Below are 20,229 nucleotides of genomic sequence, written 5' to 3'. Positions count from 1 at the left end.
TTACTCTCCTGTGACGCCACTGCAAAGCCTCAAAAAACGGAAGATTCTATCATGAAAACCTGACCAGTGGCATCAAGCTTTACTACCCGTCAAACCCTTGAAAATCACACGGAACCGCTTTTCCTCGAATGAATTCCCTGAGTCACGAAACTCGCGCAGGGCCTGTGTTGCACTGATACTTGGTTGATGTTGCAAAATTTTCAAAATGTACAACTCAACTTCTTCAGAACTACGCCTAATTCCTTTTTTTACTTCTCGCGCAGGCAATTCGTTTAATTCTGTTGATAACCTCTGAGAAAAATCGCTTAAATTATCTAAGCCTCTTTCAGTAAACTCACGAATAATATGCTTTGCCATACTAACATTTAGCATGAGCATATTGCACTTTAACCATTGAGCCATATCATGGTTAGTTTTAAATAAATAACTCATCAGCCTGTCGTTAATTACCTTTGATGTAATAATTAGCAATTGCTTTTTAGAATCAACCAGATACTCAAGACCATTAATGATATCTAATTCAATGGCATTGATATAATCAGGAGAACCACAAATAATATAATAGTGATCCTTGTTTTTTTTCATCAAATTTTTAATTGATGAAGGATGCTCAGAAATGAATGGAGATCTCTCTGTTAATTCTTTCCACCATGTTCTATGGAAAGATTTCCCTACATATTCACGAGAGTATAGCGGTATTGATTCATCGTACCCAATCGCAAATGTTGCTTTATAGGGTACGACTTGATCAGTATAGTGAAGCAGGCCAAGACCAGCAGAAACAACCCATAAATCAATATGATAGGATTTTAATATTTCTTTAGCAGTAGCCCAGTGCCCCCCCTTATACAGATCTACTGCGCATACTGTAGCAGATGTTTTTAGGGATTCATTTAAAGCATTACACCAAGAGTTCACCAATACATTTGAAGGGGTCTGCCCAGAGGTATACTGGGCTAAACTCAATATAGCCTTGCCATCACTGTTTTTACCATTTGTGCAAGTTGTTATTAAATTGATGTTACTCACAATCGCTCTCCTGAAACTGTGCAGCCAAAGCTACCTCAGAAAAAGGGATGTTGCAAGAAACGAATTGCTACTCACCGTGATTTTTTTGGTTGGTTATTGTTAGTGAGCAACATACTCAAAGTATTCATCTTGTGAGTTAGTGCATTTATGGCATCGTCTCAAAATTCCTTTCTCTTCCAATGAAAGGCAAAAAGCCCTACAACTCTCGAGTAATTTTGTTGAGTCTTCACTTTTATCCATTGAAATCAATGCTCTAGCAAGGGTGTCATAGCTAAATCCGCCAGTCGAATGCGAAACAATGCTCATAGCAAGTTGGGTATCGAAAGTCTTCATAGTGCATCTCTTAAAAGGAAGCCTGATCTATTTATAAAAAACAATTGGAAACTATTCAAGAATACATTATCGATTCTTGTTTTGTTTACCAAACACTCTGAAGATTTATGATAAGGGCAATCAGACTAATTCTTCTCAACCAACATGCATTTAGGAAGAACTCTCAAATCGATTGATTCATCTTCAAAAGAACAGCTTTAAGGATATAAGCAGCCTACGCAACTGGATTCATCTACCCCTAGAACAAAATTGTAAGTTTTTCAAAGACAAAGAAACGGTAAAGCTTGTAGTAACTGGATTTCAGACACAAAAAAAGCCGCCCTTAAGCGACTTTGATTTGCATCTTTTGGTGCCGAAGGCCGGACTCGAACCGGCACGTATTTCTACGGTTGATTTTGAATCAACTGCGTCTACCGATTTCGCCACTTCGGCACTGAAGGGGATGCGGAAACGTTGTGGATTATACCTGTCGCGCGCCGCCATGCAAGCGACGACGCGCTAAACCCGCGCTAAGTGCCCAAAAAACCAGCGTCCTTCGTCACTCCAGCTCAGACACCGCCAGCCGTATCACCCTCGCCGCCTTCTGCTCCGGCAGAGCCAGCACCTTCGCCCACATCTCCTGCACCATATCGCAGGAGAGCTTCTCTTTGCCCACTGCCTTCTCCGGCATTTGCAGCAGCTGGATGTCCTCGCCGTACTTATCGGCAAGTTGCTTCATAATCGGCCGCACATCCTCGACGGCCGCCTCGCGTTCGGCAGGGGTCACGGTGTGGCGGTTTTTGCCGTAGGCCGCGCGCATCATGTCGGCATCGGCCTGCATGCGTCGCGTCATCAGATCTTTATCCAGCATGCGCATCGGGTTCACGCCGCCCTTCACCATCGGGTAGAGGAAGCGGAAGCAGGCGTCGTCGCTCACCTTCTGGATGGCAGCGGTCTGCTCCATGTTGATGGTCATGTAGTTCACCACGTTGGCGTCCGGGGCGTTCTGCAGGCGCGACATCTGCAGATGCAGGATCTGCGGCTGGATGGTGTCGATAATCTGCTGCTCCGGCTCGCCCGCTTTTTGCAGGGCGGCCATCTGGTCGAGGATGCGCTGATGCAGCGCGGGCTCCTGCTCCTTAATCACCTGCCAGGCGGGCATCGCGTTGAGGGCGTTATCCATCTGCCGTTCCGGGGCGCGCTGCCTGTCGAAAAACACCCAGAACGCCACGGCGGCAGCCGCAATGACGACAATCACAATACGGGTCCACGTTTTATTCATCTCGCATCCTTATCCTTTCGCTATGCCGGTTTACACCGGCACGCCGCTGTGGAAGCGAAACTCGTTGTCCGGTGTCGAGATAAGTGTGGCTTCAATTTCGCCAAAAAGCTGTATGCGCGGTGAGATATCGTCGTCGCTCACCTGCTGGGCCAGCGTCAGGTAGTCCTGATAGTGGCGCGCTTCCGAGCGCAGCAGCGAGAGATAGAACTTCTGCAGGTCGTCGTCGAGGAACGGGGCCAGCGCGGCGAAGCGTTCGCAGGAGCGGGCTTCGATGTAGGCGCCGCAGATGAGCTTGTCGATCAGCGTCAGCGGTTCGTGGGTACGCACTTCCTTCAGCATCCCTTTGGCGTAGCGGCTGGCGGTGATTTTGACGTACGGAATGTCGCGGGCCAGCATCGCCTCACGCACCTGCCAGAAGTGGTGCAGCTCCTCTTTGATCAGCAGCACCATACTGTCGATGAGCGCCTGGCCCCACGGGTCGTCGGTTTTGGGCATCACGCTTTTGCCAATCTGCTTGTGCAGGGCGATGAAGTCCGGCTCCGGACCGTCGCGGAAGGTGAACTGTTCGTAGGGTTTGAGCCAGTCGAGCAGCGCGTCGGCACCGCTTTCGTCGGCGACGTATTTACGCACCAGCAGCAGCGCGGTCTGGGCGGCCTTGAGCTCGCACACCATGTGGTCGGTGAGCAGCAGCGGCAGGTTCGCCGGGTCGCGGGCTTTATCAATCCATGCTTGCGGGGTCGGGCACTGGAGGAAGTTGAGTACGGGGGCGAGTATCTGCGGGTAATCCATGGTTCTGCCTTGAAAAAGCGGTGGCGCGCGCCACCGCCTGAATCACTTAGTGACGCACACCGTCGTCGTCTTCGTCGATGTAATCTTCGTCGTCACCTTCTTCGCCGTCTTCACCGTTCGGATCTTCGAAGTAGGTTCCCCAGCCGTCGTATTCCACGTCAAACTTCTCGGCCAGGTTCATCAGCTGTTCGACCTGCGCGTCGATCAGCTCCGCCTTCAGCGCGCCTTCGCTCAGGATGTCGCAGCAGATGACGGTGTCGCCCTCTTCCACTTCCAGCTCTTCCGGCTCGGTCACTTCGTAACCCAGCTTGAAGGCTTCCACGGCCATTTTTTCCAGCGCGTCGAAATCATCCGCAGAGAAATGGTGCTCGATGGTGTACAGCGCGTCCGGATCGCTACCATCTTCCAGCAGCTCTTCAATAATCAGACGCGTCTCTTCGCGTTGCTCTTCCAGTAATTCCGGGTTTGCCATGGCTCAATCCTCTTTAAAGTGCGGCAGATACTTCTATTTTCACACACGGACGGGTTTGCCTCCACCTTTGTTGGAAAGATTTGTGAAACGGGGTTGCAAATGAATAATTACACATATAAAGTGAATTTTAATTCAATAGGTGGCGTTCGCCATGTGAGGATAAAATGTCTGATCTGTACAAGAAACACTTTCTGAAATTGCTCGACTTTACCCCTGCACAGTTCACTTCTCTGCTGACCCTTGCCGCACAGCTCAAAGCCGATAAGAAAAAGGGCAAGGAAGTACAAAAGCTTACCGGTAAAAACATCGCGCTCATCTTCGAAAAAGACTCGACCCGTACCCGTTGCTCTTTCGAAGTTGCCGCATTTGACCAGGGCGCGCGCGTTACCTATTTAGGGCCGAGCGGCAGCCAGATTGGGCATAAAGAGTCAATTAAGGACACCGCGCGCGTGCTCGGGCGGATGTACGACGGCATTCAGTATCGCGGCCACGGCCAGGAAGTGGTCGAAACGCTAGCGCAGTATGCGGGCGTGCCGGTGTGGAACGGGCTGACCAACGAGTTCCACCCGACGCAGCTGCTGGCGGACCTGCTGACCATGCAGGAGCACCTGCCGGGCAAGGCGTTTAACGAGATGACGCTGGTCTACGCGGGCGACGCGCGCAACAATATGGGCAACTCGATGCTGGAAGCGGCGGCGCTGACCGGGCTGGATCTGCGCCTGGTGGCCCCGAAGGCCTGCTGGCCGGAAGAGAGCCTGGTGGCGGAGTGCAGCGCGCTGGCGGAGAAGCACGGCGGGAAAATCACCCTGACGGAAGACGTGGCGGCGGGCGTGAAGGGCGCGGACTTTATCTATACCGACGTGTGGGTGTCGATGGGCGAAGCCAAAGAGAAGTGGGCGGAGCGTATCGCGCTGCTGCGCGGATATCAGGTGAACGCGCAGATGATGGCGCTGACCGGCAATCCGGACGTGAAGTTCCTGCACTGTCTGCCGGCGTTCCATGACGACCAGACCACGCTCGGCAAGCAGATGGCGAAGGAGTTCGATCTGCACGGCGGGATGGAAGTGACGGACGAGGTGTTTGAGTCGGCGGCGAGCATCGTGTTCGACCAGGCAGAAAACCGGATGCATACGATTAAGGCGGTGATGGTGGCGACGCTTGGGGAGTGATTGACTCCTCTGCGGTCTGGTGCCCTCACCCCGGCCCTCTCCCACGGGGAGAGGGAGAAAACCCAGCCCGTAGGCCCGTGCAAGCGAAGCGCCGCCGGGCGAATCAGGCGGTGATGCGGCCTGGTGCCCTCACCCCGGCCTTCTCCCACGGGGAGAGGGAGAACACCCTAAAAACGACAACAGCGTTATCGTCTGGCAGAGAAATACATTTTACAGACGCTTTCTCAGATACGCATTAACCATAATAGGTATTTATGTTTTTATTAACCATTATTTATTGAGTAGATAATGGTTAATATCAGGTCATTATCAATTACAAAACATTGTATATATTCGGTGTAATGTTTCCTTATTACTTCATTTCATTAATAAGGATGATTGTATGTCATGGAATAAGCACGAGGCTGTGTCTTATGCTCGCAGCCACGCGCACCATTACAGCACGGGTTACTGCGCTCGCGCCGTAGCCGCGGCTATCCGCGCCGGAGGATTAGAAATTATTGGCGCTGATGCAAAAAACTTCTGGCGCTCTCTTGAGAAAGCAGGATTCAGCAAGGTGTACGGCACCCTCATTGAGGGTGATGTTGCAGTCATTGACGCATTGCCTGGTGCGCATCAGAACGGGCATGCATGCATCTATGACGGTTCGGGTACCTGGTATTCAGATTTTAAACAGAATAGTCTTTATCCCGGCCAGAGATATCGGAAGATACAGCCAAAAATCACCTTTTACAGGCACTACTGATATGAAAAGCACCTTACTTCTTTGCTGCCTGTTTTCTTTCTCTGCAACGGCTGGCCTTTCTGATCCAATTGAGCGTGCTGTAAAATTTAACAGCTGGTACGTAAATCAAATCAACAAAGACGTATTTCCCATTACTGATGGAAACGAAATAGATAAATATGTCACAGCATCAACAATGAAAAAACTCCGTCACGCGCAGGATCCTCGCTATGCAGACGAAGAGTTTTACGAGGCCGATATATTTTTAAAAGCGCAATACGTCGGCGATGACTGGCCGCAGAATGTAACAGCCATAGCCGGGGATACCGATCCAGTCTGTGTCAACGTATACATTGCATTCGGTAAAAAGCAGGACCACATAGTCATAGACTGCATGGTTAAAGAAGACAACTTATGGAAGGTACAGTCAGTTTCTGCTGTTGAATTTTCAAGAAACCTGACTATACCGAACTGAGCCAAACGACGTACCGGCAATGTTATTGATACTGCGCGCTCTTTTTTGCCGGGTGGCGCTGCGCTTACCCGGCCTACACACCCCGTAGGCCCGTGCAAGCGCAGGGCCGCCGGGCGAATCAGGCGACGATGCGGCCTGATGCCCTTTCTCCCACAACCCGCTCTACTCAATTGATTTTTCACCCCGAAAAAGGTACGTTTTCGCCTTAATTCCAGCGTGGACATACCAGCATTATGCCGATTATTCAGTCTGTTGAACGTGCGTTGCAGATCCTCGACCTGTTCAACGAGCAGGCCACCGAGCTTAAGATCACCGACATCAGCAAACTGATGGGGCTGAGCAAGAGTACCCTCCACTCGCTGCTGAAAACCCTGCAGCTTCACGGCTATATCGATCAGAACCCGGAGAACGGCAAATATCGCCTCGGCATGAAGCTGGTCGAGCGCGGCCATTTTGTCGTGGGCTCCATCGATATTCGTCAGAAGGCGAAAGGCTGGCTGACGGAGCTGTCCCAGCGGACCGGGCAGACCACCCATCTGGGGATCCTGGACGGGCGTGAAGGGGTCTATATCGAGAAGATTGAAGGCAAGCTGGCCGCCATCGCCTATTCGCGCATTGGCCGCCGCCTGCCGGTTCACGCCACCGCCATCGGCAAGGTGTTGATTGCCTGGCTGGGCGAGGCCGAGCTGAACGCTCTGCTTGAGGGCTATCAGTACACCACCTATACCCCTTCCACCCTTGCCTCTCGCGAAGCCTTAATGAGCGCCCTGGCGCAGACCCGCGAGCAGGGTTACGCCCTGGATAGCGAAGAGAACGAGCAGGGCGTGCGCTGCGTGGCGGTGCCGGTGTGGAACCACGAATCCCGCGTCATCGCCGCCCTGAGCCTGTCGACGCTGACCTCCCGCGTGGACGACGCCGAGCTGGCCCGCTTCCGCGAGCAGCTTCAGCAGGCCGGGCTCGAGCTGTCACGCGCGCTAGGCTACCCGGCCTGAGCCGTTAAACCGGCTCGTAGGTGAAGTAGTCAAAGTCTGCGTGGCAGCCATCCCCGCTGATGTCCTCGCAGTGCAGCCCCACAAACGCGCCGGTAAAGAAGCCGCGCCCGCCGATGTAGTCATCCGACAGTTTCCACGCCTCATACGTTACCGGCACGGTGTGCCACGTCTCGCCGTCAAACGAGTAGCTGTAGCGGTAGACCAGCGTATCCACGTCCACGCGCAGCCAGACGCTCTCCGCACTCTCCGGCACCGGAATCGGCTGCTCGTGCAGCGGCCACGACGGCACGTTGTGGTCGAGCTGGATCACCTTGATGGTTCTCCCCTGCCCCTCCTCGTAGTCCACAAAGCAGTAGCTCCAGTTTTTGCTGTTGTAGTAGCAGGTCAGCCCCGCGCTCTGCTGGAAGTGGACCGGCGAGAACTGCATCCGCGTCTCGGCCCGGAAGGTGAAGTGCTGCCAGCGGCGCGCCACGGTCGACTGGGTGAAGGTCGAGTTGAGCGAGTCGTTACCGTAGAGCCGTAAGTAGCCCGGGCGCGCGGTGAGCGAGCCGAGGGTGTCGTCGAACGGGATGCGCAGGGTCTGCAACTCCGGGTCGAGCGAACTGGCGTCGAAATCGTCCCGCCAGCTGCCCTGAACGGCTGCAGGCTGCTCCGCCACCTGCGGGCCTTTCACGGTCAGCTGCGCGTGCTTGCCGCCTTCCACGTACGGCCAGCCGTCGCGCCACTCAATACGGGCGATGCCGGTCTCGCGCCCCAGCGGGCAGTAGCCGCGCCCGCCGGAGGCCAGCAGCGGCACGCCGGGCAGGCGCAGCGGGCGGCTGGTGAGGTAGGCCATGAACCACTCCCCGGTGTGGGTCTGCAGCATCGAGCCGTGGCCGCTCTTCTGCAGCGGGTTCTCCGGCAGGTGCCAACTGGTCATCATCGTCACGTCCGGGTGCAGCTCGTACGGCCCGTCGATGTTTTTGGAACGCAGCACCACGACGGCGTGCTCGTAGCTGGTGCCGCCTTCGGCCACCATCAGGTAGTACCATCCCGCGTGGCGATAAAGGTGCGCCCCCTCGGTGTAGCAGAGCGGCGTGCCGGTAAACAGGGTTTTGCGCTCGGGCGAGAGGGTGCCGGTCTGCGGGTCAAACTCCTGCATCACGATGGTGTTGTGCGGGTTGCTGTGGTGGCGCGGCCCCCACGGGCGGTAGAGGTAATATTTGCGGCCATCATCGTCGTGGAACAGGGACGGATCGAACCCGCCGTTGCCCATCGGGATCGGCTCGCTCCACGGCCCCTCAATGGACGGCGCGGTGACAAGGAAGTTGCGGCCGTTTTTCCACGGCGAGTCGACAATCTTCACGTCGGTGTAGAGCAGCCAGAATTTGCCGTCGGCGTAGCTCAGGCACGGCGCCCAGATGCCGCCGGAGTCCGGGTTGCCCTTCATATCCAGCATCGACACGCGGTCCAGCGGGGTGCTGACCAGCGACCAGTTTTTCAGGTCGCGGGAGTGGTAGATGCGCACGCCCGGGAACCACTCGAAGGTCGAAGTGGCGATGTAGTAGTCCTCGCCCTGACGGCAGAGGGACGGGTCCGGGTTGAAGCCGGTCAGAATAGGGTTAGTGATTTGCATAGTGCCTCCGGTTAATGGGATGCGGCTGTCGCGGCGTCGGGAACGGCCTCGCCCTGCGCCGCGCGGTGCTTGATCAGCTGCTGGCTGATAGCCTCCACGCGGGCGTCGGTGAGCTTGTAGAACGACAGCATGATGAACATGCCCGCGTAGAGCACCACCGGCACCACGCAGAACAGGATTTTGATGGTGGTCAGCACTTCCACCGGCTGCACGCTGCTGCTGGCGGAGTAGTTCACGTACGCCAGGATCCAGCCCACCACCGCCCCGCCAATCGCCAGGCCAATCTTCAGGCTGAACAGGTAGGTGGAGAACACCAGCCCGTCGAGGCGGCGCCCGCTGCGGCTCTCCTCGTAATCCACCACGTCAGAGGCCATCAGCCACTGCAGCGGCGTGGTGGTGTTAAAGACGAACAGGAACAGGATGTTGAGGGCGAAAATCAGCGCGATATGTTCCGCCGGGGTGACGAAAATCAGCAGGCTGATCAGCGAGTAGGCGACGATGATCCACTTGAAGGCGGTGACGCGGTCGAAGCGCCCCAGCAGTCGGGAGGAGCAGAGCGAGCCAAACATGGTGGCGAGGCTGCCGTAGAGTAAGAACTGGGTCGCCATCTCCGGGTGATCCATCACGTATTTGACGAAGTAGAGCGTCGCCCCGCCGCGCACCACGTTGGAACAGGTCGCCATCATCTTGAACGCGCACATTATCCGCCACTGGCCGTTGCCGAGCAGCAGCTTGAGATCTTTTGCCACCGACGAGCCCGGCTGCACCTCAAAGGTGTAGCGCTCTTTGGTGGTGAAGAAGCAGACGTAGAGCAGCACCACGCCGGTCAGGCCCAGCACGCACATGGCGCCGAAATAGCCCACCTGCTCGTCCCCTTTGCCGATGATGCTCACCAGCGGCAGGGCAATGCCGCTGATGGCGAGCGATCCCGCCGCCGCCAGGAAGAAGCGCCAGGACTGCAGGGCATGACGCTCTTTCGGGTCGGCGGTGATGACGCCGGGCATGGCGCAGTACGGCACGTTAACGAAGGTGTAGACCAGGGTCAGGAGAATGTAGGTCACGCAGGCGTAGATGATTTTGCCCTGCGCAGAGAAGTCCGGCGTGTAGAAGGTCAGCACGCAGACGATGCCAAATGGGATGGCGCCCCACAGCAGGAACGGGCGGAACTGGCCGTGCCGCGTGCGGGTGCGGTCGACCAGCAGCCCCATCAGCGGGTCGGTCACGGCGTCGAGCACGCGTGAGATTAAAAACAGCGTCCCCATAATGCCCGCCGACAGGCCGAAGACGTCGGTGTAGAAGTAGGCCAGCAGGAACATGGTAGCCTGCCAGACGAAGCCGCAGGCGGTGTCACCCAGCCCGTAGCCAATTTTGTCTTTCATGGTTAATTGCGTCATCAGAATTACACCCTTATGTAGTGTGCTGAATTACAACATCGTGTTAATGGAGTGTAATGAGCTGTTCAATTAACCAGCAATGGTCATATCTTATTTCCGAATTACGTTATTTTGCTTTTGTGACGCCAACGATATATCACGACCTATTGTTTAAATTAATAAATAATAGACACGCGAAAACCGTCCGCGGAATATTTCCCGCAGACGGTTTTATCTCAGAAAATAATTAAAGACCGAGCGCTTTTTTACCGGCGTTAATTACCTCGATAATTTTATCGGTGTCATAAATACAGCCTTTCCAGGTGCCGCCGCTGACCGACTGTAATGCTGCCCACAGGCGGGTGTCGTCCGGCAAAAAGTCGTGGGCGTGCAGGTCCGGGTGCGTCTGCCGCATTGCCAGCTCGCGCGCGCCCTCCTCCGGCGTCAGCGGGATGTCCGCGGTGCCGATAAAATTCACGCTGCCTGTTAATGTCTGTCGGTCGACGGCTATCTCGATAATGTCGTTATCGCGCAGCTTGCCAATCGGCCCGCCCGCCAGCGCCTCCGGCGACACGTGGCCGAAGCAGGCGCCTGTCGACACGCCCGAGAAGCGCGCATCGGTGATTAACGACACCGTCTTGCCCCACGAGATATGCTTCAGCGCGGAGGTAAGCTGATAGGTCTCTTCCATGCCGGTGCCGGACGGCCCGCCACCGATCACCACCATGATATCGCCCTGCTTGATCTCTTCCCGCTTGATGGCCTTGATTGCCTGCGCTTCCGAGACAAACACCCGCGCCCGGCCGGTGTGGCGGTAAACGCCATCTTCACCGACGACCGACGGGTCGATCGCCGTGGCCTTGATCACCGAACCTTCCGGCGCGATGTTGCCCGTCGGGAAGCAAACCGTTGAGGTCAGCCCTTTCGCTTTTGCCTTCTTCGGCGGCAGGATCACGTCATCCGGATCCACGCCGTCCTGCTCGCGCAGGCACTGGCGGAAGCGCGCCCGGCGTTCGGAAGCCTGCCACCAGTCGAGGTTTTCGCCCACCGTCTGGCCGGTCACGGTCATGGCGTCCAGATGCAGCAGGCCAAGATCGCGCAGGTGGAGCATCACCTCCGGCACGCCGCCCGCGAGGAAGGCGCGCACGGTCGGGTGATAGTCCGGACCGTTGGGCAGCACGCTGACCAGGCGCGGCACCTTACGGTTAACGCGCGTCCAGTGCTCTACGTCCGGGATTGTGCAGCCCGCTGCGTGGGCGATGGCCGGAATGTGCAGCAGTAAATTGGTCGAGCCGCCGAACGCCGCGTGGATCACCATGGCGTTTTCGATGGCTTTGTCGGTGAGGATATCGTGCGTGGTGATGCCGCGGTTATCCAGCTCGCTCACCGCGCGTGCCGACTGGCGGGCGATCTCCAGCCACACCGCCTGCCCGGACGGGGCCAGCGCGGAGTGCGGCAGCGCCAGACCCAGCGCCTCCGCGACCACCTGAGAGGTGCCCGCCGTGCCGAGGAACTGACACCCGCCGCCCGGCGAGGCGCAGGCGCGGCAGCCCAGCTCAGCGGCCTCCTGCAGGGAGAGTTCGTGGTTGGCAAAGCGCGCGCCAATGGTCTGTACCTTGCCCGCGTCTTCCCCCACGGTTGGCGGCAGCGTCGCCCCGCCCGGCACCAGAATGGTCGGCAGGTCGTGCATCGAGGCCAGGGCAATCATGGTGGCGGGCAGCCCTTTATCACAGGTGGCGACGCCGATCACCGCCCGACGCGTCGGCAGGGAACGGATCAGGCGGCGAAACACGATTGCCGCGTCGTTGCGGTACGGCAGGGAGTCGAACATGCCGTGCGTGCCCTGAGAGCGCCCGTCGCAGGGATCGCTGACGAAGGCCGCAAACGGGATCCCGCCGTTGCGGGTGATCTCCTTCGCCGCCGCCTGCATCTGCATGCCGATCTCCCAGTGCCCGGTGTGGTAGCCCAGCGCGACCGGGCGTCCGTCACCGGCGCGGATGCCGCCCTGGGTGCCGATAATCAGCACCTCTTTGCCGGTCAGCTTGTTGGCGTCCCAGCCCATCCCGGCGTTCTGCGTCATGCCGAACAGGTTGCCGCTGGGGGATTCCATCAGCATCTGCGGGGTCAGCGGCAGCGCGCCCTGCGGCCCCGCCGCGTGGGTGATCACCGCATAAAACGCATCGTCCTGTGGGGTGAAAATCTTCTCGATGGTCATGGTTATCGTCCGGCTCAGCAGAGCTTGAGCTGTTGCAGCAGGGTTTTCAGCTGCGCCTTGCGCGGCGCGTCCAGGGGTGACGCGGGCGGCAGCACGTGCGTGGAGATCGGGCGGCCGCAGAGCACAATCGCCTCTTTAATCACGTTCACAAACGGCGTATCCAGCTGATACATCTGCGGGATTTGCAGCAGGGTCTGATGATACTCAGCCGCTTTCGCCACGTCTTTATCCCGCCAGGCTTTCAGAAGATTCACCGACACCTGCGGAGCAAAGTTGACGCTCGCCGAAATCGCCCCGTCGCCGCCGAGCAGCAGGGTATTGAACAGATGATCGTCGTAGCCGCAGAGCACGGTGAAGTGCGGGTGAGCGGTTTTGACGGTGTGGATCATGCTGCGCAGGTGGGCAACGGAGTCGATGGTGTCTTTGATGCCGACGATGTTGCTGCGCGAATCGGCCAGGGTTTTCACCAGCGCCGGGGTCAGATCCTGCCCGGTCAGCGCCGGGAAGTTATAGAGCATCACCGGCAGCGTGACGCTGTCCGCCACCTGCTCGAAATAGCGGATCAGGTTCGCTTCCGACACTTTCCAGTAGTAAGGGTTGATCACCACGATGCCGTCCGCCCCCGCCTGCTGCGCGTGCTGGCTGAGCGCAATGGTTTCCCGGGCGTTGGTGCCGCCGGTGCCGATCAGGACCGGTACGCGACGATCGACATGATCGATAGCAAACTGGGCAATGGTCTTACGCTCTTCGGCGCCGAGCTGGGAGAACTCGCCGCCGCTGCCCAGGAAGAACAGGCCGTCAACGCCTGCTTTGATGAGATCGTCGATCAGCGCGGCGGTGCCCTGCTTATCGAGCTGGCCATCGGCAGTAAAAATGGTGGAGACAGGGGGAATGATACCCGTGAACAACGCGGACTGCGGCATGAGATCTCCTTGCTGAATCATTTTGTTCTACATTATAGAACATCGTTCGTTAAATTAACGATCATACTATGACGCAGGAAAAGCGCAGGTAAATGAGAGATGGAGAGGGAGTGCGGGAAATTTAAGCTGGATCACATTATGCGTGGGTGCGGTCTGGTGCCCTCACCCCGGCCCTCTCCCACGGGGAGAGGGTGTAAAAGTTCCCTCTCCCCGTGGGAGAGGGTTAGGGTGAGGGAAAATTACTCCACCAGCATTTTAACAACCACTTTCCTGACCTTAGCAGGTGCCCCCACCGCGCACAGCGGCTTATGCACCTCACCCGGCCAGAACACCACAAAATCCCCTTCGCTCAGCACCACGGTTTTCTCCTGCTCGCCTTCCGGCAGGAACGCGATGTCTTTGTCCGCCAGCCAGTCGGTGTCCGGCGTACCGTGCGGCAGGGTACTGAAGGTCATCCCTTCCTGACCCTTCAGCACAATCTGAATATCCAGATAGCGTGCATGGTATTCAGCACGACGCTCGGCGAACGGCTGGGTCATGTCCTCCGAAACCAGATAAAACAGGCTGTTGCCATTGATGTCGTGCTTACCGGTCGGCGTTGCGTCGGTGACGTGGGCCTTAACGTGCTCAATGGCCTGGCGCAGCTCTTCTGGCAGCCAGGACTGGAGATGATGAATATTGCCAATAATCATGATACAACCCTCAGATTAAAACATTGTTTCATTTTCATGTTTTATACGAGAATTGCTTCTTCCATACCAGCCCTTTTTTGACAAGATTTGCGTCAGCGCATGTTTATCGGGAAATGTGTTAATCCACTGTTAATTGCACACAGGCATTTATGCAGTGGTTATGCATAACCTCATTTCATGCACTTTGCACATAGGGCCTAACTCACTGAATTTAAAAAGTAACTCACAAAACCTGTTGACATATCACACTTTATCACTTTGGTTTTTTCCTTTAAAAATCCATAATTATTTATTGATTTCTCTTAAGTGAAAAATAGTGAACTGTCATTATTGCATAGCTATTCCCAAATCAACATTTTATCCATTAAAATCAACCATATAACTAAATATTTCAAAGCGTGTAATTCTACAAAATAATAACAAACTCAAATATTGCCACCCGTTCCTGCTTAGCTATTCATCCCGTAATAATATGAAATTAATCATTATCTGATACGAATCATGCAATTGAAAACAAACTCATCAATATCGGTTTTCGCGTGAGCAATGTCACAATAACCATTATTTAAGCGCCTACTATAACTCACGAAATCTATTGAGCTTAGCCGCCATGAAATTAAACACCTCACATGGCGCATGCCCTTTTTATTCTGAAAAAAGTTAAAGGAATAATTATGGAAAAGCATTACGTCGGTTCTGAAATTGGTCAATTGCGTAGCGTTATGCTGCACCGTCCTAATTTAAGTCTGAAACGGTTAACCCCCTCAAACTGTCAGGAGCTGTTATTTGATGACGTGCTCTCGGTTGAACGGGCGGGTGAAGAGCATGACATCTTCGCAAACACGCTGCGCGAGCAGGGTGTGGAAGTCCTCCTGTTGACCGACCTTCTTACGCAAACGCTTGATATTGCGGAAGCAAAAGCCTGGCTTCTTGAAACACAAATCTCCGACTATCGCCTGGGGCCAACCTTCGCCGCCGACGTGCGCGGCTGGCTGGCGGATATGCCGCACCGCGAACTGGCGCGCAGGTTAAGCGGCGGATTAACCTACGGTGAAATTCCGGCGGCCATTAAAAATATGGTGGTCGATACCCACACGGCGAATGATTTTATTATGAAGCCGCTGCCGAACCACTTATTTACCCGCGATACCTCCTGCTGGATATATAACGGCGTCTCCATTAATCCGATGGCGAAACCCGCCCGCCAGCGTGAAACGAATAACCTGCGGGCAATATATCGCTGGCATCCCGCATTTGCCGACGCCGAGTTTATTAAGTATTTCGGCGACGAGAATATTAATTACGACCACGCCACTTTAGAAGGCGGCGACGTATTAGTCATTGGTCGCGGGGCGGTATTGATCGGCATGTCCGAACGCACCACCCCGCAGGGCGTGGAGTTCCTCGCTAACAGCCTGTTTAAACACCGCCAGGCCGAGCGCGTGATTGCCGTTGAGCTGCCAAAACACCGCTCCTGCATGCACCTCGACACCGTCATGACCCACATCGACGTGGATACCTTCTCCGTCTACCCGGAAGTGGTGCGCAAAGACGCCCAGTGCTGGACGCTCACCCCGGACGGCCGCGGCGGCCTGCTGCGCACCCAGGAAACCGACCTGCTGCACGCCATCGAGAAAGCGCTCGGCATTAACCAGGTACGTCTGATCACCACCGGCGGCGATGCCTTTGAAGCCGAACGCGAGCAGTGGAACGACGCTAACAACGTCCTGACCATCCGCCCGGGCGTGGTGATCGGCTACGAGCGCAACGTCTGGACCAACGAGAAGTACGACAAGGCGGGCATCACCGTGCTGCCGATCCCGGGCGACGAGCTGGGACGCGGTCGCGGCGGCGCACGCTGCATGAGCTGCCCACTGGAACGCGACGGAATTTAAAGGAGCCATCATGGAACGAAAACCCACTCTGGTTGTGGCCCTTGGCGGCAACGCGCTGCTCAAGCGCGGCGAACCGCTTGAAGCGGACATCCAGCGCCAGAACATCGAGCAGGCCGCCCGCACCATCGCCGGCTTAACGGAGCAGTGGCGCGTGGTGCTGGTGCACGGCAACGGCCCGCAGGTCGGACTGCTGGCGCTGCAAAACAGCGCCTACGACAAAGTCACGCCCTACCCGCTGGACGTTCTCGGCGCCGAAAGCCAGGGGATGATCGGCTACATGCTCCAGCAGGCGCTGAAAAACAATCTGCCCCAGCGCGAGGTCAGCGTCCTGCTCACGCAGGTGGAAGTGGACGCCGCCGACCCGGCCTTCAGTAACCCGACCAAGTACATCGGCCCGGTCTACAGCGAAGCCCAGGCAAAAACGCTGGCCGCGGAGAAAGGCTGGGTGTTTAAGGCCGACGGCAGCTACTTCCGCCGCGTGGTGCCCTCTCCGCAGCCGAAGCGCATTGTCGAGAGCGACGCCATCACGGCGCTTATCCAGCGCGACCATCTGGTGATCTGCAACGGCGGCGGCGGCGTGCCGGTGGTGGAAAACGCCAACGGCTATCGCGGCATTGAGGCGGTGATCGACAAAGACCTCTCCGCCGCCCTGCTGGCGCGCCAGATCGAGGCCGACGCCCTGCTGATCCTCACCGATGCCGACGCGGTGTACCTCGACTGGGGCAAGCCAACCCAACGTCCGCTGGCGCAGGTGACGCCGGAGCTGCTCAGAGGCATGCAGTTCGACGCCGGATCGATGGGGCCGAAAGTAGCCGCCTGCCGCGAGTTTGTTGAGGCCTGCGGCGGCATTGCCGGGATCGGCGCGCTGAATGACGGCGCGGAGATCCTGGCGGGCGAGAAAGGCACGTTGATTCGTAACTAAACCCCTCCCCTCACCCTAACCCTCTCCCGGAGGGAGAGGGAATGTAAGCCCCCCTCTCCCCGTGGGAGAGGGCCGGGGTGAGGGCATCAGACAGCTAACAATTTAAAAAGGATTTCCCCATGACCATTAACCTGAAAAACCGCAACTTCCTGAAACTGCTGGACTACACCACGGCGGAGATCCAGTACCTGATTGACCTCGCCATCGAGCTCAAGGCCGCCAAAAAAGCCGGGCGCGAGAAGCAAACCCTGGTCGGGAAAAACATCGCCCTGATCTTTGAAAAAACCTCCACCCGCACCCGCTGCGCCTTCGAAGTGGGCGCGTTCGACCAGGGCGCGCAGGTCACCTATCTCGGCCCAAGCGGCTCGCAGATTGGCCATAAAGAGTCGATGAAAGACACCGCCCGCGTGCTGGGCCGCATGTATGACGGCATCGAATATCGCGGCTACGGCCAGGCCATCGTTGAAGAGCTGGGCGAGTACGCGGGGGTGCCGGTGTGGAACGGCCTGACCGACGAGTTCCACCCGACCCAAATTCTCGCCGATCTGATGACCATGCTGGAGCACTCCCCGGGCAAAACCCTGCCGGAGCTGAGCTTTGCCTATCTCGGCGACGCGCGCAACAACATGGGCAACTCGCTGATGGTCGGTGCGGCCAAGATGGGGATGGATATCCGCCTCGTGGCGCCGAAATCCTTCTGGCCGGAGGCAGGCCTGGTTGAGCAGTGCCGCGCCATTGCGAAAGAGACGGGCGCGCGCATCACCCTCACCGACGACGTGGAAGAAGGCGTGCAGGGGACCGATTTTCTCTACACCGACGTGTGGGTCTCCATGGGCGAGCCGAAGGAAGCCTGGGCCGAGCGCGTCAGCCTGATGAAGCCATATCAGATTAACGCGGACGTGATGAAGGCCACCGGTAACCCGAACGTCAAGTTCATGCACTGCCTGCCGGCATTCCACAACGAGCACACTAAGGTGGGCCGCGAAATCGAGATGGCGTACGGGCTGAAGGGGCTGGAGGTGACGGAAGAGGTCTTCGAATCACCGAACTCCATCGTCTTCGACGAAGCAGAGAACCGCATGCACACCATTAAAGCGGTCATGGTGGCGACACTCGGCGACTAATCACCGCCCGGCGCGCCGCGGGGTGCGCCGGGTTCAGGAGAACATCATGGGCAAGTTCAAGTTTCCCTCCGCTTACACCATTCTCTTTTTTCTGATTGCCGTGGTTGCCGTGCTGACGTGGATTGTTCCGGCCGGGCAGTACCATATGGCAATGAACGAGGCGCTCGGTAAAGAAGTGCCGGTTGCTGGCACCTACGCGCACGTGGCAGCGCACCCGCAAGGTCTGGTCTCCGTGCTGATGGCGCCGATTGCCGGGCTGTACGATCCGGAATCCGGCCAGGCCGGAGCCATCGACGTGGCGCTGTTTATTCTGATCATCGGCGGATTCCTCGGGATCGTTACCAAAACCGGGGCGATAGACGCCGGGATCGAGCGCGTCACCACCCGGCTGCGCGGCCGCGAAGAGTGGATGATCCCGATCCTGATGGCGCTGTTTGCCGCGGGCGGCACGATTTACGGCATGGCAGAAGAGTCGCTGCCCTTCTATACCTTACTGGTGCCGGTGATGCTGGCGGCGCGGTTCGATCCGGTGGTTGCGGCCTCTACCGTGCTGCTCGGCGCGGGGATCGGCACCCTCGGCTCCACCATCAACCCGTTCGCCACGGTGATCGCCGCCAACGCCGCCGGGATCCCCTTCACCAACGGCATCATGTTGCGCATCGCGCTGCTGGTGATCGGCTGGATCATCTGCGTGGCGTGGGTAATGCGTTACGCCCGTAAGGTGCGCAAGGATCCGTCGCTGTCGATCGTGGCGGATAAGCAGGAAGAGAACCGCGCCCACTTCCTCGGCAACAAGGGCGAGCAGTCGCTGGAGTTTACCCCGGTGCGCAAACTCATCCTGGTGATCTTCGCCCTCGCCTTCGCGGTGATGATCTACGGCGTGGCGGTGCTGGGCTGGTGGATGGCGGAGATCTCGGCGGTGTTCCTCGCCAGCGCCATTATCGTCGGGCTGATCGCCCGCATGAGCGAAGAGGAGCTGACCTCAACCTTTATCAACGGCGCGCGAGATTTGCTGGGCGTCGCGCTGATTATCGGCATCGCGCGCGGTATCGTAGTGATCATGGATAAGGGCATGATTACCCACACCATTTTGCACAGCGCCGAGGGAATGGTCACCGGCTTGTCGACGGTGGCGTTCATCAACGTGATGTACTGGCTGGAAGTGGTGCTGTCGTTTCTTGTGCCTTCTTCGTCCGGCCTGGCCGTTCTGACGATGCCGATCATGGCGCCCCTTGCCGATTTCGCTAATGTCAACCGCGACCTGGTGGTTACGGCTTACCAGTCGGCGTCCGGCATCGTTAACCTGATCACTCCCACCTCTGCCGTCGTGATGGGCGGGCTGGCTATCGCCCGCGTGCCCTACGTGCGTTATCTGAAATGGGTCGCGCCGCTGCTGGGGATTTTAACGGTGGTGATTATGGTGGCGTTAAGCCTGGGCGCTTTGTTGTGATTTGCCGGATGGCGCTGCGCTTATCCGGCCTACGGATCGGTGCGGTGCCACCGGTTATTTCGGGAACTGATATGGGAACTATGATGGATTACGAAGAGTACTCTCCCAAAGAGCAACTACAGCTAACGGTCTGCCAGCGTCTGATCGCGGAAAAGAGCTATCTCTCCCAGGAAGAGATCCGCCGCGACTTACAGGAGCGGGGTTTTGAGACCATCAGCCAGTCCACCGTTTCACGTCTGCTCAAGTTGCTTGGTGTCATAAAAATTCGCAATGCCAAAGGACTAAAGATTTATTCGCTGAATCCCCAGCTGCGCCCGGCCCCCGATGCGGCGCGTACCGTCTCTGAAATGGTGGTGAGCGTGGAGCACAACAGCGAATTTATCCTTATCCATACCGTCGCCGGATATGGCCGCGCGGTAGCGCGTATTCTGGATTATCACCAGTTACCGGAAATTTTAGGCGTGGTGGCCGGAAGCAGTATTGTCTGGGTCGCGCCCCGCGTAGTGAAGCGCACCGCGCTGGTGCATAAGCAAATTAATTATTTACTCAGAGCGCATTAATATTCATAAAGAACCGTTTGCATTGAGTAAAGCGTGCATTAAATCGCTTGATCCCAAAAGCGAGCTGCGTATAATGCCCGACAATTTGCCGGGAGGAAGCATGGTCAAGCGTGTACGACACAACGTCTTACCGCGTCTGAAATCAGACGCTGGCCTGCCGTTTTTCTTCCCGTTGCTAAACCTATTCCCAGAGCCCCTCATTTGAGGGGCTTTTTT

General features: G+C 56.9%; 20 protein-coding genes, 1 tRNA gene and 1 pseudogene. 11 read left to right on the top strand and 11 right to left on the bottom strand.

Features of this window, described 5'->3' with window-relative positions:
- Positions 1-72 precede the first annotated feature (72 nt).
- The 5 genes from SK47_RS22835 to rraB all read right to left on the bottom strand — a co-directional run bounded on the left by SK47_RS22835 (position 73) and on the right by rraB (position 3,884).
- The gene (locus SK47_RS22835; protein ID WP_023295835.1) at positions 73-1,029 is read right to left on the bottom strand and encodes a hypothetical protein; all 957 of its coding nucleotides are present in this window, start codon (positions 1,027-1,029) and stop codon (positions 73-75) included.
- 680 nt (positions 1,030-1,709) lie between these two features.
- Positions 1,710-1,794: transfer RNA gene (locus SK47_RS02355), tRNA-Leu, on the bottom strand.
- 106 nt (positions 1,795-1,900) lie between these two features.
- The gene (locus tag SK47_RS02350) at positions 1,901-2,623 is read right to left on the bottom strand and encodes a hypothetical protein (protein WP_048243449.1); all 723 of its coding nucleotides are present in this window, start codon (positions 2,621-2,623) and stop codon (positions 1,901-1,903) included.
- A 30-nt stretch (positions 2,624-2,653) separates the two neighbouring features.
- On the bottom strand, positions 2,654-3,412 hold the full coding sequence (gene miaE, locus SK47_RS02345; RefSeq protein ID WP_045908070.1) for a tRNA isopentenyl-2-thiomethyl-A-37 hydroxylase MiaE: 759 nt from the start codon (positions 3,410-3,412) through the stop codon (positions 2,654-2,656).
- 46 nt (positions 3,413-3,458) lie between these two features.
- On the bottom strand, positions 3,459-3,884 hold the full coding sequence (rraB, locus tag SK47_RS02340) for a ribonuclease E inhibitor RraB (RefSeq protein WP_023324077.1): 426 nt from the start codon (positions 3,882-3,884) through the stop codon (positions 3,459-3,461).
- Positions 3,885-3,983: 99 nt separating this feature from the next.
- Here rraB and SK47_RS24185 point away from each other — a divergent pair, with 99 nt between their 5' ends.
- From SK47_RS24185 to xynR, 5 genes are all read left to right on the top strand, one after another.
- Positions 3,984-4,079: a putative translational regulatory protein ArgL gene (locus SK47_RS24185; RefSeq protein ID WP_216820423.1), complete on the top strand. Its 96-nt coding sequence runs from the start codon at positions 3,984-3,986 to the stop codon at positions 4,077-4,079.
- Entirely contained in the window at positions 4,049-5,053 is a 1,005-nt protein-coding gene (gene argF, locus SK47_RS02335) for an ornithine carbamoyltransferase (RefSeq protein ID WP_032675854.1), read from the top strand. Before SK47_RS24185 ends, argF (SK47_RS02335) begins: the two co-directional genes overlap by 31 nt.
- Before the next feature lie 382 nt (positions 5,054-5,435).
- Entirely contained in the window at positions 5,436-5,798 is a 363-nt protein-coding gene (locus SK47_RS02330; RefSeq protein WP_048225403.1) for a hypothetical protein, read from the top strand.
- 1 nt (position 5,799) lies between these two features.
- On the top strand, positions 5,800-6,252 hold the full coding sequence (locus tag SK47_RS02325) for a DUF3828 domain-containing protein (protein WP_048243448.1): 453 nt from the start codon (positions 5,800-5,802) through the stop codon (positions 6,250-6,252).
- 233 nt (positions 6,253-6,485) lie between these two features.
- On the top strand, positions 6,486-7,244 hold the full coding sequence (gene xynR / locus SK47_RS02320; RefSeq protein WP_048243446.1) for a DNA-binding transcriptional repressor XynR: 759 nt from the start codon (positions 6,486-6,488) through the stop codon (positions 7,242-7,244).
- Positions 7,245-7,248: 4 nt separating this feature from the next.
- Here the strand turns inward: xynR and SK47_RS02315 are convergent, their stop codons facing one another.
- The 5 genes from SK47_RS02315 to SK47_RS02295 all read right to left on the bottom strand — a co-directional run bounded on the left by SK47_RS02315 (position 7,249) and on the right by SK47_RS02295 (position 14,062).
- Entirely contained in the window at positions 7,249-8,859 is a 1,611-nt protein-coding gene (locus SK47_RS02315; RefSeq protein WP_048243443.1) for a glycoside hydrolase family 43 protein, read from the bottom strand.
- An 11-nt stretch (positions 8,860-8,870) separates the two neighbouring features.
- Positions 8,871-10,253, bottom strand: coding sequence for an MFS transporter (locus SK47_RS02310; protein WP_023293405.1), 1,383 nt, complete (start codon positions 10,251-10,253; stop codon positions 8,871-8,873).
- A 226-nt stretch (positions 10,254-10,479) separates the two neighbouring features.
- Complete coding sequence (yagF, locus tag SK47_RS02305) at positions 10,480-12,447, bottom strand: xylonate dehydratase YagF (protein WP_048243442.1); 1,968 nt, start codon at positions 12,445-12,447, stop codon at positions 10,480-10,482.
- A gap of 14 nt (positions 12,448-12,461) precedes the next feature.
- Entirely contained in the window at positions 12,462-13,370 is a 909-nt protein-coding gene (gene yagE / locus SK47_RS02300; protein WP_048243440.1) for a 2-keto-3-deoxygluconate aldolase, read from the bottom strand.
- 239 nt (positions 13,371-13,609) lie between these two features.
- Positions 13,610-14,062 carry a YhcH/YjgK/YiaL family protein gene (locus SK47_RS02295; RefSeq protein ID WP_023315297.1) on the bottom strand — a complete coding sequence of 151 codons (453 nt, stop codon included), beginning with the start codon at positions 14,060-14,062 and terminating at the stop codon, positions 13,610-13,612.
- Positions 14,063-14,736: 674 nt separating this feature from the next.
- On the opposite strand from SK47_RS02295, the gene arcA reads away from it, so the two are divergent.
- From arcA to SK47_RS02270, 5 genes are all read left to right on the top strand, one after another.
- Positions 14,737-15,957, top strand: coding sequence for an arginine deiminase (gene arcA / locus SK47_RS02290; RefSeq protein WP_048243437.1), 1,221 nt, complete (start codon positions 14,737-14,739; stop codon positions 15,955-15,957).
- A 10-nt stretch (positions 15,958-15,967) separates the two neighbouring features.
- Positions 15,968-16,879, top strand: coding sequence for a carbamate kinase (locus tag SK47_RS02285; protein ID WP_003862918.1), 912 nt, complete (start codon positions 15,968-15,970; stop codon positions 16,877-16,879).
- Positions 16,880-16,998: 119 nt separating this feature from the next.
- The gene (gene argF, locus SK47_RS02280) at positions 16,999-18,003 is read left to right on the top strand and encodes an ornithine carbamoyltransferase (protein WP_048243435.1); all 1,005 of its coding nucleotides are present in this window, start codon (positions 16,999-17,001) and stop codon (positions 18,001-18,003) included.
- A 46-nt stretch (positions 18,004-18,049) separates the two neighbouring features.
- Complete coding sequence (locus SK47_RS02275) at positions 18,050-19,453, top strand: YfcC family protein (RefSeq protein ID WP_003863365.1); 1,404 nt, start codon at positions 18,050-18,052, stop codon at positions 19,451-19,453.
- 80 nt (positions 19,454-19,533) lie between these two features.
- Positions 19,534-20,013, top strand: a complete 480-nt coding sequence (locus tag SK47_RS02270; RefSeq protein WP_048243433.1) for an arginine repressor — start codon at positions 19,534-19,536, stop codon at positions 20,011-20,013.
- A gap of 3 nt (positions 20,014-20,016) precedes the next feature.
- Here the strand turns inward: SK47_RS02270 and SK47_RS23815 are convergent.
- A pseudogene (locus SK47_RS23815) lies at positions 20,017-20,134 on the bottom strand (hypothetical protein).
- Between SK47_RS23815 and SK47_RS22825 the strand changes: the two are divergent.
- Positions 20,114-20,218: a pyrBI operon leader peptide gene (locus tag SK47_RS22825; RefSeq protein ID WP_022646880.1), complete on the top strand. Its 105-nt coding sequence runs from the start codon at positions 20,114-20,116 to the stop codon at positions 20,216-20,218. The pseudogene SK47_RS23815 and the gene SK47_RS22825 sit on opposite strands and share 21 nt — an antisense overlap.
- Positions 20,219-20,229 lie beyond the last annotated feature (11 nt).

This window comes from Enterobacter sp. BWH52, from assembly GCF_001037565.1.
In the GTDB taxonomy this organism is placed as follows: Bacteria; Pseudomonadota; Gammaproteobacteria; order Enterobacterales; family Enterobacteriaceae; genus Enterobacter; species Enterobacter hormaechei_C.
Note: the sequence above shows the minus strand (reverse complement) of the source record. Positions and strands in the feature narration are given on the sequence as shown.